Annotated in this window: 1 protein-coding gene; it reads right to left on the minus strand. The window is 42.4% G+C overall.

Annotated elements, in window-relative coordinates; all coding sequences use genetic code 11:
- Positions 1–82: 82 nt before the first annotated feature.
- A complete protein-coding gene (gene ltrA, locus GTH32_RS19115) occupies positions 83–1,762 on the minus strand; it encodes a group II intron reverse transcriptase/maturase (protein WP_203565565.1) in 1,680 nt (559 codons plus the stop codon).
- Positions 1,763–2,342: the final 580 nt, after the last annotated feature.

Here is a 2,342-nt window from a genome sequence, read left to right on the forward strand (position 1 = left end):
TGTCGAGTAGCCAGACCCGATTACTCGAGCCCAGCCCTCTAAGAACGGTACGTGCGAGTTTCCCCGCATACCGCTCAAGTCGTTATAACGCCATGTAGGATGGCGCAGCAGTATTTTTACTTTTATGAATGCTGTTATGGCAAGAAGGGTGTACAACCACGGTATTACTCGTCTTATTATCACCACCTAAATATAAAGGCACTAGGCGGTGAATATTCCAACCAGTTTTAGCCGTTATTTTCCTTTTGCAATACAAACACTCACCATTTTGACGTGATAATAATCTATGCAGGCGTTCTTTGTTGCGAGAATTTATTAACACATCAAGCCGAGATTCAAAGTAAGTTTCATGTGTCGGATCGTAAGGGTTTGCATCGGAATTGATTTTTGGATGTCGCACAATCGGTATTGCTGCTAACCGAAATAAGGCTATTTGTTTATCACCGGTGCAGAATGTCCAATTACGCGCACCAACAGAGTGGAAGTATCTAGCCCTAATCCAGTGTTTTCCTTTTCTAGGATGTCTACGACATGCCCATTTCCAGAGTAGCAACCATATATCAGAGTCAATCTTGCAAAATACTTCCTTTGCGACACTGTGTCGGTGATAATTACACCAACCTCTTAATATTGGATTAAGCTGAAAAATTAGCCTGTCTTGTCGACTAGAGCGATATTTGGTGATCGTAAGTCTCAACTTATTCATCAAATGTAGAGCGCTTTTGCTACTGGGTTTGACCAGTAATTTGCCATTATACTTTCTGAGATTTTGACCAAGAAAATCAAAACCCTCTGATATATGCCTAACGTGCGTTTTTTCTGGCGATAATGCCAAACCACGTTGGGACATAAATTCATTAATACAAGGCAATATTGTATCTACCAAAAACGCTTGAGAATGAGCCGTTACAACAAAATCATCAGCATATCTGATTACAGAGACTCTCTTAACATTAGAACGAATTTCACGGTGCTTACCTCTTTTAACACCTGAAGCTTCTTCAATTGTTCCTTGCAGTTGATTCAATACCATATTCATTAACGTCGGCGAGATTATCCCTCCTTGCGGTGTTCCTGCAAGTGTTGGATATACCTTGCCAGACTCCATGAAGCCGGCATTCAACCACTGTGAAAGGATTGGTTTGTCAATGCTTAAGTGCTTTAGCATCCATTCATGGCTGATATTATCGAAGCATCCTTTAATATCTGCATCAAGCACCCATTCTCCCGCACCTTTGCGACACAATACTTTGAAGCATTGTTCGATCGCATCAGCGCAAGATCTTTGTTTTCGAAAACCAAAAGAATTGCCGTCACTGTTTGTCTCCACTTCTGGCTCAACGGCTAGCAAATACAGTGCTTGCATCCCACGATCCAGCATTGTGGGGATACCGAGAGGTCTTCTCTGCCCATTCGACTTTGGAATAAAGACTCGCCTTAATGGACTTGCCTTGTATCCAGAGCGTTTGAGCGATGAGATTGCTCGCCATTTTTTAGTAGCACTTTGCCATGTTTCGCCATCAATACCAGACGTTTTACGCCCTTTGTTCTCCGTTACTTGTTTAACCGCAAGGGCTTTCGCATAAAAGGAATGAGTCAATAACCATTGCAGACTTTTAACTTTCCCCTTTCTCCCTTGCTTTACTGCTTTCACAATACGCGCTTGCAATGATCCTACGTAGCGCTTTGCAGCCTTCCAATCGATGTTAGACCAGCATTGCGCTTCGTTTATAGGTGCACATTGTTCATAAGAGCAATTCATTTGCATTCCTAAGCTAAAATCTTATTACAAATTTCTTGTGATTAACCACTCGATGGAAGTGGGCTATGCTTTCGCATGATGTCACGTTCAATACATCTATCCTTGCCATTACAGCAAGGCATTCGCTTTCTCCATCGTCCTTTACCCGCATGCCCGTCATTCATTCTTACGAAGAAACTACCTCAACGAGGGAGCATACGGGCTTACCAAGTTCCACTTTATTCACATAATGGGTTAGTGTCAGTCAATCCGCCGGGGGCACATTAAATTGCGTAACATGAGACTAGAGCATGTTAACTTGTCCACCACACCTTTTGGTTCAAGCTTGTCAGCATCTTTAGCTTGTTTATAATGACGACAGTTAAAACTGTTCAGTTAATTACACATACCATTAATTCCTAGGGCCCAACCGCATGATGCTTGCAGTTTGTTCAACATCACTGTTGAACTTAAGGCTACATTGTCTTTCGAGCTTCACACCTCACCATTGCTAGTAACGCATGTCGAAATAGGAAACCTTCGGCAATACGAAGGGTTGAATCAAAGTTCAACAGTAAACAAAGCGACTTCTTGTCGCACC

The organism is Alteromonas profundi, assembly GCF_010500865.1.
Lineage (GTDB): Bacteria > Pseudomonadota > Gammaproteobacteria > Enterobacterales > Alteromonadaceae > Alteromonas > Alteromonas profundi.

What these genes read in the sequence shown, in the direction of transcription:
- ltrA (WP_203565565.1), bottom strand. Translation starts at nt 1,762, where the DNA reads ATGAATTGCTCTTATGAACAATGTGCACCTATAAACGAAGCGCAATGC.